Consider the following 12,892-nt stretch of genomic DNA (forward strand, 5'->3'; position numbering starts at 1 on the left):
GTTTCCGGCACGTGCCCCCTGCACGCCTTGCCTGATAATTACACCCGTGTCATTCGCTGAGGTCAAGCGGCAGATACTAAAGCCTCAACGTGTGATTGAACCTTCTTGACGCGCCGCGTGTCGCGACACGGCATCACCCGCCCGGCTCGGCGAGGAACAGTTCGCCGGTGCCCCTGACCTGCAGCGGTGCGTCGGTGAGCGCCGCCTGACCGGGCCGCAGCAGCACGGCCTCTGCCCCGTCGCTCAGCTCGACCTCGCCCGCGGTGACCAGGGCGATCGCCGCTCCCCGCGGGGTGAGCGCGACCGGCCGGTCGCTCACCCGCACGCACCGCAGCGCGAAGTCGGGCACCGGCACAGGGTACCCGGCGACACCGTCGTCGCCCGGCACGGGGCGCAGCACCTCGACCGGGCCGGGGGTGGCATCGAGCACGGCGCCGAGCTCGGCGACATCCACATGCTTCTCGGTCAATCCGCCGCGCAGCACGTTGTCACTGGCGGCCATCACCTCCACACCGAGTCCGTCGAAGTACGCATGCAGCACCCCGGCGGGCAGGAACAGCCCTTCGCCGCGGCGCAGCACCACGAGGTTCATGAACAGCGCCACGACGATGCCCGGATCGCCGGGAACCTCGTCGAGCAGCCGGCGGGCGAACGCCAGCTCGGCGGGGAACTCGGTGCCGAACCGGGTGCCTGCGACAGCCTTCAGCACATCGGCGACCACGTCGGATGCCGCAGGCGACAGCAGCCACGGCACGAGGCGGGCGAGCACGGCGGCGGGCGTGGCATCCATCGTCTGCAGCCGCTCGCGCACGGCTCGCACACCCGCGGTGTTCGGCAGCTGAGCGAACAGCCGCCGGGTCGCCGCGATCTCGCGCAGGCCGGCGAGGGCCCCGAACGCGTCGCTGACGGCCACAATCAGCTCGGGCTTGTGATTGTCGTCGCGGTAGTTGCGGTGCGCGGCGTCGCGGGGCACCCCGGCGGCCACTTCGCGCGCGAAGCCGGCCTGCGCCTGCGCCTTCGACGGGTGCGCCTGGATCGACAGCGGATGGGCGGCGGCCAGCAGCTTCAGCAGATAGGGCAGCGGGGGTCGGTTGTGGGCGGCAAGCCACCGATCCAGCGGCAGCCCGGTACCGTCGGCCACCGTCGCGGGAGCGCCCGGGTGGTCGCCGAACCACACCTCGGCCTCGGGCGTGCCGGTCGGCGCACGCCCCTCGAGACCGGCCAGCAGCGTCGTCGAGCCCCAGGCGTAGTCGCGGGGTGTGTTGGTGAGGCGCACGAGCATGCACTCAGCGTACGGGCGGCAGCGCGGGTAGCCTGAATGGGCCATGGCCGTCCATTCGTCACACGCCGTCAGCCGCCTCCCCACCGCCCCGGTGCGGGAGTCGACCGGCCACCTGCTGCTGCGCGCGTACGGCACCTTCGTGGTGTTCACGGCCTTCGCCGGCAGCGCGTGGAACAACCTGCTCGGCCCGCTGGGCCTGGCGGCGCTGGTGGGTCTGCTCGCCGTCGTGAGCGTGCTGGTGTGGGCGCTCCCACGCAGAAGGCGCAGAGTGGATGCCGCGGCTCGCCTGTTCGAATGGCGTCGTCTGCCCTGGTTCGTGGTGCTGTATGCCGGGTGGGCGCTGGCATCCCTCATCTGGACGCACTGGCTCGACGCGACACTGTTGACGTGGGCCGTGCTGGCGGGCACGACTCTGCAGGGGCTGTTCTTGGCGAGCATGCTCACGTGGCGCGAGATCGCGCGCACCATCGCCTCGGCACTGAAGTGGGTGCTGGGGCTGTCGGTGCTGTTCGAGCTGTGGGCGGCGCTGGTGTCGGGCCCGCTGCTGCCGAACTTCGTCGACGCACCCGACGGGTTCCCGAAGGAGCTGTACTGGACGCGCGCGCTGCTGTTCGAGGGCGGGCGCATCCAGGGCATCGTCGGCAATGCCAACCTGCTGGGCATGGCCGCGCTCATGGCGATCATCGTGTTCGCGATCCGCATCGCGAGCGTGCCCCAGCGCGGCTGGCTGATCGCGTGGGTCGTGGTCGCCGCGTACCTGTTCGTGCGCGCCGCGTCGGTGACGGCGGTGCTGTGCGGTGCCGCCGTGATGCTGGTGCTCGCCACCGCCCTGCTCATGCGCACCGCCAGGCGCCCCGGCCAGCGCACCCGCTGGTATGTGCTGTACGCCGTCGTCGGCATCGGCGGTGCGGTGGCGCTGTGGTTCTCACGCGCGACGGTGTTCGGCCTCGTGGGGCGCGATGGCGACCTCACCGGGCGCGAAGGCATCTGGGCAGCCGTGCTCGAACGGGCCTGGCAGCATCCCGTCGTCGGCTGGGGCTACTCGACCCCGTGGCTGCCGTGGGAGCCCGACTTCGCCGGCTGGATCATCGACCACGACCTCACGGTGTTCATGGCACACAGCGTGTGGGTCGACATGTTCTTCCAGCTCGGGTTCATCGGCGTGGCCCTCATGGTGCTCGTGTATCTGTCGTTCACGTGGCGCGCGTGGTTCTTCGCCGTCGACCGCCCGCGGTGGGATCTGAAGGCCGACCGGCCCTACTCGGCACTGACGCTGCTGCCGACCCTCACGGTCACGGTGCTGCTCGTGCAGGGCATCTCCGAGTCGCGGCCGCTCATGGAGTGGGGCTGGCTGCTCGTCGTGCTGTTCGCCTTCAAGATCAAGCAGTCGCCGCACGAGGGCGTGGGGCCGGCCGAGCAGACCCTGGCGATCGAACGCGGCGAGCGCCTCGAGCAGGGTGCATGACCGCCGCCAGGGATCGCCCGGCCCGCCTCGAGGAGCTGCTGACCTCCTCGGTGCTGGCGTGGGCGTTCGCCCTGGCCACGCTCGGGGCGCTGTTCGGCTCGCACGTGCTGGTCAGCCTCATGGGCGAGCCCGGGTACTCGGCGATCATCGTGGGGCTGTGCGTCATCGGCGCGGCGATGCTCATCGCCCGGCGCCGCGAGATCTCGTTCGTTCGCCTGGCACCGGTCACGCTCGTCGTCGTGCTCGCGTGGCTGCTGATCACCGTCGCGTGGTCGCAGGAACCGGGGTTCTCGCTGGCCGGGTGGCTGGCACTGCTGGCCACCGCATTTCTCGCGATCGTCGTCGCGCACACACGCGACACGCTGCAGACGGTGCGGGCCACCGGCGACGTGCTGCGCGTGCTGCTGACCGGGTCGCTGGCCGTCGAGGTGCTCAGCGGCATCCTGCTCGATCTGCCCATCACCTTCCTCGCCGTCGGGGGGCGCCTGGCCAACGGCGGTCCCATCGAGGGCCTGTTCGGCACCCGCACGCGCCTGGGCCTGGTGGCGATGCTGGCGATCATCACGTTCCTCGTCGAGTGGCGCACGCGGTCGGTGCGGCCGGGGCTGACCGTGTACTCGGTGGCACTCGCCGGAGTGCTGGCGGTGTTCACGGGGTCGCCGCTGGTGCTGCTGCTCGCGTTCGTGTCGGGTCTTGCCACCGCGATCCTCGCGATCGTGCGGCGCACCCCGCCGCACGCCCGGCTCACGCTGCAGGTGGCGCTGGCCGCCGTGCTCGCGGCGGGCGCCGTGCTCGCGTACGTGTTCCGCCGACCGCTCGTGTACTGGCTGAACGCGGCCCCCGACTTCTACCGGCGCTCGCAGCTGTGGAACGCGGTGCTCGACCTGGTCGACCGCCGCCCGGTGCACGGCTGGGGCTGGTTCGGCACGTGGCCCGACGGCGTCATGCCGTTCGTGCGCATCGACACCCTCACCAGGCGTGACAACGCCTCGGCGCTGAACGCGTTCATCGACATCCTGCTGCAGGCCGGCTGGGTGGGCGCGTTCCTGTTTGTCGTGTTCTGCGTGCTGGCCGTGGCCCGCGCGTGGCTGACCGCGTCGCAGCGCCGCTCGACGGTGTACACGTGGCCGGCGCTGATTCTCATCGCTCTGCTGGCCAGCTCCATCGTCGACAGCACCGTGTTGTCGGGGTTCGGCTGGTTCCTGCTGGTGCTGTGTGCGACGCGGTCGTCGCTGACCGGCGGGTGGCGCGCCGGGCTCGACGGCAGCAGCGATCCCGCCTTGCCGAGCATGCAGGGCCCGTCGAGCGGGGTCGGGTAGGCTACTCCGCGGTTCGCCACGCCTTCGTCTCGATCACTTCCCGGAGCTGCAACTTGGTGCACGTCCTGCAAAACGTCGTCTTCCCGCTCGATCGCGACCCCGATCTGCTGCCCCTGTATGTCGACCCCGAGACGTGGTCGGTCATCGATCGCGAACCGGTGCGGCTGTCGAGCCGGGCGCAACTGGGCAACATCGTCGATCGCCGCAGCGCACGCATCGTCGCAGGGCGCCGGGCATCGTTCGGCACGTACTTCAACGCCTTCCCGGCCTCGTACTGGCAGCATTCCACCGCGGTGCGCGATATCACCCTCACGGTGCGCACCTCGGGCCCCGCGACGATCCTCGTCTACCGGTCCACCGGTACGGGAGTGAAGCAGCGGCTCAAGACGCGCGAGGTCGAGGGCAAGACGACGAGTTCGTTCGATTTCACCCTGAACCAGTACAGCGACGGCGGCTGGATCTGGTTTGACATCGTCGCCGACGAGAAGGCGGCGATGTTCGAGGGCGCCGAGTGGACGACCTCGCAGGAGCCCGTGCGCACAGGGAAGGCTTCGCTCGGGATCACCACCTTCAACAAGCCCGACTACTGCGTCGCGACGTTGACGTCTCTGGCCGAGAGCCCCGAGGTGCTCGACCTGGTCGACCGCATCTTCGTCGTCGACCAGGGCGACCACCGCGTCGACGCGCAGCCCGAGTTCGCCGAGGTAGCCGCATCCCTGGGCGAGACGCTGCAGATCATCACGCAGTCGAACCTTGGCGGCTCCGGTGGCTTCTCTCGCGCGATGCACGAGACCCTCAAACGCCCCGAGAGCGACTTCGTGCAGCTGCTCGATGACGACGTGCGCATCGAGCCCGAGTCGCTGCGTCGATCAATCGTGTTCGGGCAGTATTGCACCGAGCCGACGATCGTCGGGGCGCATATGTTCGACCTGCTCGACCGCCCGAAGCTGCATGCGTGGGCCGAGGTCGTCGACGAAGAGCCGTTCATGTGGCGCACGCTCTACCAAGAGAAGATGCCGCACGACTTCAGTCGCGCCAACCTGCGCCAGACGCCCCTGCTGCACATGCGGCTGGACGCCGACTACAACGGCTGGTGGATGTGCCTCATCCCCGTCGAGGTCGTGCGCGAGGTGGGCCTGTCGCTGCCGGCCTTCATCAAGTGGGACGACGCGGAGTACTGTCTGCGGGCCCGCGAGGCCGGCTACTCGACGGTGTCGCTTCCCGGTGTCGCCCTGTGGCACGTGTCGTGGGTGGGCAAGGACGACCAGATCGACTGGCAGGCATACTTCCACGCGCGAAACCGCATCGTCACCGCACTGCTGCACTCGGATGTGCCCGACGGCGGCACGCTCCTGCGTCACAGCCGCCGCATGGACCTCAAGCAGCTGATGATGATGCAGTACTACGCCACCGAGCTGCGCCATCGCGCGCTGCGCGACGTGCTGAAGGGCCCGCAGCACATGCGCGCGAACCTCGCGACGGCCCTGCCCGATGCCCGGGCGCTGGCGGCCTCGTTCCCCGAGACTGTCGTGCATAAGGAGGCAGGGGTGCCGTTGCGCTCCCGCCGCGGGCGTCAGGCGTTCAAGAACCTCGGCACGCCCGAGCACGACTCCCCCACCGGGCTTCGCCTGCGGTGGTTCACCGCGTCGACGCTCTTCTCCCACTGGCTGCACACGCCGCGCCCGGCGAACGTGGCCCAGCCCGAGGTCGAGTTCAGCAAGAGCGATGCCATGTGGTGGCGAGTGCCGCACTACGACAGCGCTCTCGTGAGCGCGGCCGACGGATCTGGCAAGAACATCTACACCCGCGATCGCGCCCAGTTCCGTCGAATGCTGCGCGAGTCCGTGCGGCTGCACCACCGTCTGCGCAAGGAATGGCCGCAGCTGGCCGCGAAGTATCGCGCCGCGCTTCCCGAACTGGTGTCGAACGACGCGTGGGCGAAGACCTTCGAGGTGGATGCGTGACCGACTTCGACCCCGCTTCCGCGACGATCGCGGTCGTGACGTTCAACCGCTCCGGGCTGCTCACACGACTGCTCGAGAGCATCGAGAAGATGGATCCGAAGCCCGGTCACGTCGTCGTCGTCGACAACGCGTCGAGCGACGACACGACCGAGGTGGTCGAATCGTTCCGCGACCGCGTCGGCACCGAGCTCGTCTACCGGCGACTCGACACGAACACGGGCGGCTCCGGCGGATTCAGCGAGGGCATGCGCATCGCCTACGAGCTGGGCTCTACCTGGATCTGGCTGATGGACGACGACGTCGAGGTCATTCCCGACGGCCTCGCCAAGATGGGCGTGTGGGCGCCGCGGTTCAAGAGCATCCAGGGCCGGCGCTACGACTACGACGGCAGTGAGTTCTACTGGCAGTACCGCATCGCCGAGCGCATGGGCATCCCGATCCCGTTCGCACCGTCGACCTTCGACGCGTCGGGGTACAAGGAGATGAACTCCGGATGCTTCGAGGGCATGTTCATCCACCGTGACATCGTCACGCAGATCGGCCTTCCCGACCCGCGCTTCTTCATCTACTGGGATGACCAGACCTACGGCTGGCTGGCCTCGCGCCGCACCACCTCGGTGATCGTCGACGAGTTCGTGCTGCGCCGCACGCGCGAGATCAAGCAGTGGGACATGGGCATCCGCCATATGAACGCGTCGAGCAACGCCTACCGCTACTACATCATGCGCAACCGCGCGATCATCAAGCAGTACTACCGCACACACGGCGTCTACAACCCCGTGCTGTTCGGCCTCGGCACGGCGCTCACGTTCATGAAGGAGCTCATCCGACTCGTGTTCGTCGAGCACACCGCGCGCGGCACCTCGAACCTGTTCCGCGGTCTGCGCGACGGGCGCAGGATCGCGAAGGATGCCACGTGGCAGCCGATGCCGCCGCTGGAGAGTTCCGCCGCCCGCTGATCGCCCCTGTGACGTCAGCGGCAGACGAACTCCGGCCGCGGATTCCGATCGCAACGGCGGCTGTGAATCACCTACGAGGCGAGCTGGTTGTTCCACATCGATAGGGCTGAGCCGATCGCCATGTGCATGTCGAGGTACTGGTAGGTGCCCAGGCGTCCGCCGAACAGCACGTCGTGCTCGCCCTTGGCGAGCTCCCGGTAGGCGAGCAGCCCGGCACGGTCTGCCGGGGTGTTGACCGGGTAGTACGGTTCGTCGTCGCGGGTGGCGAAGCGCGAGAACTCGCGCATGATGACGGTCTTGTCCTTCGGGTACCGGTCTTCGCGTTCGGGGTGGAAGTGGCGGAACTCGTGGATGCGCGTGTATGGCACGTCCGCGTCCGCGTAGTTCATCACCGAGGTGCCCTGGTAGTCCCCCACCGGCACGACCTCCTCTTCGAAGTCGAGCGTGCGCCACGACAGCGCGCCCTCGGCGTAGTCGAAGTAGCGGTCGACGGGGCCCGTGTACACGACCGGAACCTGGCCCACGGTGGACGCCTTGTTCAGCGGCTGCGTGGCGTCGAAGAAGTCGGTGTCGAGCTTGACGTCGATGTTCGGGTGATCTGCCATGCGTTCGAGCCACGCCGTGTACCCGTCGGCGGGAAGGCCTTCCCACGTGTCGCTGAAGTACCGGTTGTCGTAGGTGTACCGCACGGGGAGGCGACTGATGACCTCGGCGGGCAGTTCCTTCGGGTCGGTCTGCCACTGCTTGGCCGTGTAGTCGCGGATGAACGCCTCGTACAGAGGCCGACCGATCAGCGCGATCCCCTTCTCTTCGAGGTTCGCTGCGCTCTTCGCGTCGAACTCGCCTGCCTGCTCGGCGATCAGCGCCCGCGCCTGGTCCGGCGAGTACCCGGCACCGAAGAACTGGTTGATCGTGCCGAGATTGATCGGCAGCGGATACACGACGCCCCTGTGGTTCGTGTAGACGCGGTGCTGGTAGTTCGTGAACGTCGTGAAGCGGTTCACGTACTCCCACACGCCCGGGTTCGAGGTGTGGAACAGGTGCGCACCGTAGCGGTGCACCTCGATCCCCGTCTCAGGCTCGTTCTCGCTGTACGCGTTGCCACCGATATGCGCCCGACGATCGATGACCGTGACCTTGCGGCCGGCCTGTGCAGCGCGTTCGGCGATGGTGAGTCCGAAGAAGCCGGAGCCGACGACGAGAAGATCCATGGCGGAAGCACTTTCTGACACAGAGAGTTGAATGGCGGCGCAGAGGCCCCGACGAGTCTACCCAGGCGAGCTCCCGTAGCCTGAAGGGATCATGACTCTCGAGATCTTCGTCCCCTTCTGGGGGGAACCGGCGCTGCTGTACGACACCGTTGACTCGGTACGAGCACAGAGCAACCCCGACTGGCGGCTGATCGTCATCGACGATTGCTATGCGGATGACTCCGTCGCGGACTACTTCGCAAGCCTCGACGATGACCGGATCACGTACACACGCAACGAGACGAACCTCGGCATCACAGAGAACTATCGTGAGGCAATTCGGAGGGCAACCGAGCCACACATCACGATCCTCGGCTGCGACGACCTGTTGCACCCCAACTACGTCGACATGGTTACCCGCACGATCGCCGTCGTCCCCGATGCAGATGTTGTTCAGCCCGGCGTGCAGGTCATCGATGAGCACGGCACCGTCGTGCGACCGCTCGCCGACCGCGTGAAGCAGGGAGTGCTCGCTCCCCGTGACCCCGCGGGCTCCGGAGGCATCGCGATCCTGACCGGTGAGTCCATGGCTACCAGTCTCATCCGCGGCGACTGGCTGTACTGGCCATCGCTGACATTCCGCACCGCAACGCTCCAGCGCATCGATTTCCGCGACGGGCTGCCGATCATCCAGGATCTGGCCCTGCTCATGGACATCGCGTTCAGCGGTGGCACTCTCGCCTACAACCCGACCCTCGCGTTCTCGTACCGACGCCACGGCGGCAGCGCATCGCAGAAGACCCTGCTCGACGGCCGTCGATTCCGCGACGAGCGGACGTACTATGCGCAGGCACGTGAGATCGCGCTGCAGAAGGGCTGGCGACGCACCGCCCGGACGGCCCGGCTGCGCGTCATGTCCCGTCTCCACGCCGTGTCAGAGTTGCCAGGCGTCCTCCGGCACGGAACAGGCACCGGGATACAATCGACGTTGGCGCACATCGTCGCACCCTGACCCCGCCTGCGGGTCCCGACCCCAGGAGGCACCATCATGCCGGACCACGTGCTCATCACCGGTGGCGCGGGATTCATCGGCACGCGGCTGGCCCGCCGACTAGCGCAGGCCGGGCACGAGGTCACCGTGCTGGACGCGCTGATTCCTCAGGTCCACGGTGATGACCCCGAGACGACCTCGCCTCTGGTGCGATCCCTCGACGGCGTCGCGACTCTGATCCACGGCTCGGTCACCTCGACCGAAGACCTGCGCAACGCACTGGCGGGTGTCCAGGTCGTCGTGCACCTGGCGGCTGAGACCGGCACCGGTCAGTCGATGTACGAGATCGACCGATACACCGAGGTCAACGTCGGGGGCACGGCGAAGCTCCTCGATCTTCTCACCAACGCGCCGCACACCGTACGACGGGTTGTGATCGCGTCGTCCCGCTCCATCTACGGCGAGGGCAGCTACCGTACAGCCGACGGGCGCATCGTCTACCCGCCGCAGCGGGCGGATGCCGACATGGCCGCGGGCGACTTCGACGTGCACATGTCGGGCGCAGGACCGCTCGAGATGGTCCCGACCACGGAGGTGGCCGAGCTACACCCCTCCAGCGTGTACGGGATCACGAAGCAGATGCAGGAATCCCTCGTCATGACCGTCGCGCCCACCATCGGAATCGAGCCGGTGGCCCTGCGCTACCAGAACGTCTACGGACCAGGCCAGTCACTGAAGAATCCGTACACCGGCATCCTCTCGATCTTCTCCACGCTCATCCGTCAGGGCAAGGAGATCAACATCTTCGAAGACGGCCTCGAAAGCCGCGACTTCGTTTATATCGACGACGTCGTCGAGGCCACCTTCCTCGCCGTCACTCACGCCGATGCGGCTGGTGGCGTCTTCAACGTCGGCTCTGGAGTCGCGACGACGGTGAACGATGTCGTCGGGGCGCTGCTCGCGGCGTTCGACACCTCCGTGCCCACGCACGTCTCGGGAAACTACCGTCTCGGCGACATCCGTCACAACATCGCCGACACCAGTCGGCTTCGTGACATCCTGGGCTTCACGCCGAGCGTCTCATTCGCCGACGGGGTACGACGGTTCGCCGAGTGGGTGCTCACCGAACCGGTCGAAGGTGACACCTACGAGCGGTCGCTTCATGAGATGTCCTCGCGGAACCTCCTGAAGTGACGGTCGCATCGGCCCTGAAGGGCACCGCCTACCCCTACCGGCGCAACAGCCTCAACATGTTCCGCCTGATCCTGGCGGCGATGGTGCTGTTCGCGCACGCTTTCTATATCGCCGGGGCCGGAGAAGGACCGATGCTGCATGGCGAGAATCTCGGCGGGTGGGCTGTCGCCGGCTTCTTCGTGCTGAGCGGCTTCCTCATCACGCGCAGCCGGCTGCGCACCGCCGCCGGTGAGTATCTGCTGCACCGCGTGGCCCGGATCTTCCCGGCGTTCATCACGGTCCTCATCGTGACGGCTTTCGTTTTCGCCCCGATCGCCGCCGTGGTCGAAACCGGCACTCTGCAGGGATTCCTGTCGACCGCGGTGTCGCCGCTCGAGTACATCTGGACCAATCTCGCGCTCGAGATCAACAGCTACTCGATCGGCACGACCCTCCAGTCGACCCCGTACCCGGGCGCGTGGAACGGTTCGCTGTGGACTCTGTACTACGAGTTCCTCTGCTACGTACTCATCTGGGTGCTCGGCGGGATCGGGCTCTACCGCCGCAGCCCGGTGTTCGCCGGCGTCGCGTGGCTGCTCAGTGTGCTCCTGTGGATCGGGATTGGGCTTGCTGAGCGACTCGGGCTCGACAACAGCTTCTTCCTGTTCGCGAAACTCCTCCCGTTCTTCCTCGGTGGCGCGCTGATCTACTTCCTGATCGAGCGGATCGGGCCGGACCCGCTGCTCGGGAGCGGCGCGCTGGTCGTCGGCGCGGTGCTCATCTTCGCGATACCACGATGGGGCGGCCAGCTCGCCGCACCGCTGCTCGCCTACGGACTGCTCTGGCTGTCCTCGATCCTGCCCCAGCCACGGTGGATCGCGCAGAACGACGTCAGCTACGGGTTCTACATCTATGCGTGGCCCGTGCAGCAGCTCACCGTCCTCTTCGGCGGGGCGGCGTTCGGTCTCCCTCTGTACATCTGCATCACGGTCGTCGTCACGTTGCTCCTCGCCTGGCTGAGCTGGGTCTGCATCGAGCGCCCGGCGATGCTCTGGGCCCGTCCGAAGGGCGATCGCCTCCGCCCGCCCGCGACGCTTCCCGGCGACATCCGGCAGTCCTGACTACGCTGGATCACCATGCCTCGCGTTCTCGTCGACCTGCTCTCCTACACGGGAACCAAGGGAGGCATGGAGACCTACACCCGCGAGCTCTACCGTGCACTCGGCGCGCTCGATGACCGATATGAGTACGTCGGCTACATCAGCACGGAGGGCGCGCTGCTCGACCTGTCGTGGTTTCCCGGCCGCATCATCGAGTCGGGCATCAGCGGTGAGAACCGCTTCGTGTGGGCGTGGGGCGAGCTGACACAGGTGGCGAAGGCGGCGGTGCGCGCCGAGGCAGACCTGGTGCACGCCCCTGCCACCCTGGGGCCGCGCAAGACGCCGATGCCCACCGTGGTGACGATGCACGACATGCTGTACTGGAGCCATCCGGAGTACATGTCGACACCGCTGTACACGACGCCGGTGAAGTGGATGGAGCGCGTTGCCGCACGCAACGCGACCCGCGTTGTCACGATCAGCCCCGATTCCGCCGACGAGATCGCGAAGTACCTGGGGGTGGACCGCGCTCGTCTCGACGTGATCCCACTCGCCGGCAGCACACCGTCGGGAGTCGACCGCTCGCGGGCCGGATCGGCTGGTCCCCTCGTCATCGCAATGGGGAATCGTCGCCCGCACAAGAACTGGGGAGCGCTGATCCGAGCCCTCGGGCTGATGGCGCCGAGCGACCGCCCCCGCCTGGTCATCACCGGCGGTCGAGGCGCCGATCCGCTGGCGGCCATCGTGGCAGCCGCGGGAGTCGAGGACTCCGTGGACCTGCGCGGCTGGATCGACGACGACGAGTTCCGTGAGCTGTACTCGACGGCCACCGCGCTGGCGATTCCGTCCTTCGCAGAGGGCTTCTCACTGCCGACGCTCGAGGCGATGGGGGCGGGCCTGCCGGTGCTGTTGAGCGACATCGGGGTGCACCGCTTCGTAGGCGGCGATGCCGCACGCTACTTCGACCCGCACGATGACGGCGCGCTGGCCGCACTGATCCAAGAGGTCGTCGCATCCTCGTCCCTGAGAGAGCAGATGACGCAGGAGGGCCGTGCCCGCGCCGCCGAGTTCACCTGGGAGCGCACAGCGTTCGCGACGTGCGCATCGTTCGATGCGGCACTCGGCCTCAGCTCCGAGACCGCGACGCCCTGACGCCGAATAGGTGAGTGACGACGCCGAGCACCGGGGCGACGATCAGCGCGATCAGCACGCGACCGAGCATGTCACCGGGCCACAGCAGTGCAAGGACCAGTGCGCCGCAGGCGATGGCCCATCCGCCGACATAGAGTCCGTGGCGGCCTGCTGCCAGAACAGCAGCGCCTGTCACACACAGGATGCCGGTGAGCCCAGCACTCACGACGATCGCCCCGTACGCGCCGGGCGGCAGTGTGTACCGGTCGCCGTAGAGCAGCTCGATGACCCACGGCCCCACGAGGACCGCGGCCGCCG

General features: G+C 67.7%; 10 protein-coding genes and 1 pseudogene. 8 read left to right on the forward strand and 3 right to left on the reverse strand.

What is annotated here, in order from left to right; translation table 11 throughout:
* Window positions 1–133: 133 nt before the first annotated feature.
* Window positions 134–1,282, reverse strand: a complete 1,149-nt coding sequence (gene manA / locus ACK5IN_RS03285) for a mannose-6-phosphate isomerase, class I (RefSeq protein ID WP_416894790.1) — start codon at window positions 1,280–1,282, stop codon at window positions 134–136.
* 43 nt (window positions 1,283–1,325) lie between these two features.
* Here manA and ACK5IN_RS03290 point away from each other — a divergent pair, with 43 nt between their 5' ends.
* Genes ACK5IN_RS03290 through ACK5IN_RS03305 form a run of 4 tightly spaced genes read left to right on the forward strand, consistent with a single transcriptional unit; the run spans window position 1,326 to window position 6,989 of the window.
* Window positions 1,326–2,747 carry an O-antigen ligase family protein gene (locus ACK5IN_RS03290; protein ID WP_416894791.1) on the forward strand — a complete coding sequence of 474 codons (1,422 nt, stop codon included), beginning with the start codon at window positions 1,326–1,328 and terminating at the stop codon, window positions 2,745–2,747.
* Window positions 2,744–4,066, forward strand: coding sequence for an O-antigen ligase family protein (locus ACK5IN_RS03295; RefSeq protein ID WP_416894792.1), 1,323 nt, complete (start codon window positions 2,744–2,746; stop codon window positions 4,064–4,066). Before ACK5IN_RS03290 ends, ACK5IN_RS03295 begins: the two co-directional genes overlap by 4 nt.
* A gap of 56 nt (window positions 4,067–4,122) precedes the next feature.
* A complete protein-coding gene (locus ACK5IN_RS03300) occupies window positions 4,123–6,030 on the forward strand; it encodes a glycosyltransferase (protein ID WP_416894793.1) in 1,908 nt (635 codons plus the stop codon).
* Window positions 6,027–6,989, forward strand: a complete 963-nt coding sequence (locus ACK5IN_RS03305) for a glycosyltransferase family 2 protein (protein ID WP_416894794.1) — start codon at window positions 6,027–6,029, stop codon at window positions 6,987–6,989. The genes ACK5IN_RS03300 and ACK5IN_RS03305 overlap by 4 nt, the downstream gene beginning before the upstream one ends.
* 71 nt (window positions 6,990–7,060) lie before the next feature.
* Here the strand turns inward: ACK5IN_RS03305 and glf are convergent, their stop codons facing one another.
* A complete protein-coding gene (glf, locus tag ACK5IN_RS03310; RefSeq protein WP_416894795.1) occupies window positions 7,061–8,200 on the reverse strand; it encodes a UDP-galactopyranose mutase in 1,140 nt (379 codons plus the stop codon).
* A 91-nt stretch (window positions 8,201–8,291) separates the two neighbouring features.
* Here glf and ACK5IN_RS03315 point away from each other — a divergent pair, with 91 nt between their 5' ends.
* The 4 genes from ACK5IN_RS03315 to ACK5IN_RS03330 are packed head-to-tail and all read left to right on the forward strand — an operon-like array spanning window position 8,292 to window position 12,595.
* On the forward strand, window positions 8,292–9,191 hold the full coding sequence (locus ACK5IN_RS03315) for a glycosyltransferase (RefSeq protein WP_416894796.1): 900 nt from the start codon (window positions 8,292–8,294) through the stop codon (window positions 9,189–9,191).
* Between the two features lie 36 nt (window positions 9,192–9,227).
* Window positions 9,228–10,364, forward strand: a complete 1,137-nt coding sequence (locus tag ACK5IN_RS03320) for an NAD-dependent epimerase/dehydratase family protein (RefSeq protein WP_416894797.1) — start codon at window positions 9,228–9,230, stop codon at window positions 10,362–10,364.
* Window positions 10,361–11,464 (forward strand): acyltransferase family protein, encoded by a 1,104-nt coding sequence (locus ACK5IN_RS03325; protein WP_416894798.1) that lies wholly within the window; start codon window positions 10,361–10,363, stop codon window positions 11,462–11,464. The genes ACK5IN_RS03320 and ACK5IN_RS03325 overlap by 4 nt, the downstream gene beginning before the upstream one ends.
* A 15-nt stretch (window positions 11,465–11,479) precedes the next feature.
* Window positions 11,480–12,595 carry a glycosyltransferase family 4 protein gene (locus tag ACK5IN_RS03330; protein WP_416894799.1) on the forward strand — a complete coding sequence of 372 codons (1,116 nt, stop codon included), beginning with the start codon at window positions 11,480–11,482 and terminating at the stop codon, window positions 12,593–12,595.
* Here the strand turns inward: ACK5IN_RS03330 and ACK5IN_RS03335 are convergent.
* A pseudogene (locus ACK5IN_RS03335) lies at window positions 12,570–12,892 on the reverse strand (hypothetical protein); the annotation flags it as partial. The gene ACK5IN_RS03330 and the pseudogene ACK5IN_RS03335 sit on opposite strands and share 26 nt — an antisense overlap.

This window comes from Microbacterium sp., from assembly GCF_047971895.1.
Taxonomy (GTDB): Bacteria; Actinomycetota; Actinomycetes; order Actinomycetales; family Microbacteriaceae; genus Microbacterium.

Excerpts from the sequence above, each read along its gene's own strand:
- ACK5IN_RS03320 (WP_416894797.1), top strand. The coding sequence starts at position 9,228 with ATGCCGGACCACGTGCTCATCACCGGTGGCGCGGGATTCATCGGCACG.
- ACK5IN_RS03330 (WP_416894799.1), top strand. The coding sequence starts at position 11,480 with ATGCCTCGCGTTCTCGTCGACCTGCTCTCCTACACGGGAACCAAGGGA.
- manA (WP_416894790.1), bottom strand. The coding sequence starts at position 1,282 with ATGCTCGTGCGCCTCACCAACACACCCCGCGACTACGCCTGGGGCTCG.
- ACK5IN_RS03290 (WP_416894791.1), top strand. The coding sequence starts at position 1,326 with ATGGCCGTCCATTCGTCACACGCCGTCAGCCGCCTCCCCACCGCCCCG.
- ACK5IN_RS03315 (WP_416894796.1), top strand. The coding sequence starts at position 8,292 with ATGACTCTCGAGATCTTCGTCCCCTTCTGGGGGGAACCGGCGCTGCTG.
- glf (WP_416894795.1), bottom strand. The coding sequence starts at position 8,200 with ATGGATCTTCTCGTCGTCGGCTCCGGCTTCTTCGGACTCACCATCGCC.
- ACK5IN_RS03295 (WP_416894792.1), top strand. The coding sequence starts at position 2,744 with ATGACCGCCGCCAGGGATCGCCCGGCCCGCCTCGAGGAGCTGCTGACC.